Raw genomic sequence first — 1,297 nt, 5'->3', positions numbered from 1 at the left:
TCTCATGGTGGGAGACCTCATCTCAAGGCGAGCTTCCCGCTTAGATGCTTTCAGCGGTTATCCCTTCCGAACGTAGCCAACCAGCCGTGCACCTGGCGGTACAACTGGCACACCAGAGGTTCGTCCGTCCCGGTCCTCTCGTACTAGGGACAGCCCCTTTCAAGTCTCCTGCGCGCGCAGCGGATAGGGACCGAACTGTCTCGCGACGTTCTAAACCCAGCTCGCGTACCGCTTTAATGGGCGAACAGCCCAACCCTTGGGACCTACTCCAGCCCCAGGATGCGACGAGCCGACATCGAGGTGCCAAACCATCCCGTCGATATGGACTCTTGGGGAAGATCAGCCTGTTATCCCCGGGGTACCTTTTAGCCGTTGAGCGACACCGCTTCCACACGCCGATGCCGGATCACTAGTCCCAGCTTTCGCTCCTGCTCGACCCGTCAGTCTCACAGTCAAGCTCCCTTGTGCACTTACACTCGACACCTGATTGCCAACCAGGCTGAGGGAACCTTTGGGCGCCTCCGTTACTCTTTAGGAGGCAACCGCCCCAGTTAAACTACCCACCAGACACTGTCCCCGATCCGGATCACGGACCAGAGTTAGACGTTCAAAACGACCAGAGTGGTATTTCACCAATGACTCCACCATCACTAGCGTGACAGCTTCCCAGTCTCCCACCTATCCTACACAAGACGTTCCAAACGCCAATGTCAAGCTGTAGTGAAGGTCCCGGGGTCTTTCCGTCCTGCTGCGCGTAACGAGCATCTTTACTCGTAGTGCAATTTCGCCGGGTCTGCGGTTGAGACAGCGGGGAAGTCGTTACGCCATTCGTGCAGGTCGGAACTTACCCGACAAGGAATTTCGCTACCTTAGGATGGTTATAGTTACCACCGCCGTTTACCGGCGCTTAAGTTCTCACCTTCGCCCAACCGAAGTCGAGCTAAGCAGTCCCCTTAACGTTCCGGCACCGGGCAGGCGTCAGTCCGTATACATCGTCTTACGACTTCGCACGGACCTGTGTTTTTAGTAAACAGTCGCTTCCCCCTGGCCACTGCGACCACCACCAGCTTCGGAGGCACGCTCCTACACCAGCAGAGGTCCCCCTTCTCCCGAAGTTACGGGGGCAATTTGCCGAGTTCCTTAACCGCAGTTCACCCGATCGCCTTAGTATTCTCTACCTGACCACCTGAGTCGGTTTAGGGTACGGGCCGCCACAACACTCACTAGAGGCTTTTCTCGGCAGCATAGGATCATCCACTTCACCACAATCGGCTCGGCATCACATCTCAGGATTAAT

Annotated in this window: 1 rRNA gene; it reads right to left on the bottom strand. The window is 56.5% G+C overall.

What is annotated here, in order from left to right:
* Positions 1–1,297 (bottom strand): 23S ribosomal RNA (locus ACGFNP_RS61035); the annotation flags it as partial.

This window comes from Nonomuraea sp. NPDC049269, assembly GCF_043197155.1.
GTDB lineage: Bacteria > Actinomycetota > Actinomycetes > Streptosporangiales > Streptosporangiaceae > Nonomuraea.
This window is presented reverse-complemented; position numbering and strand designations above follow the sequence as displayed.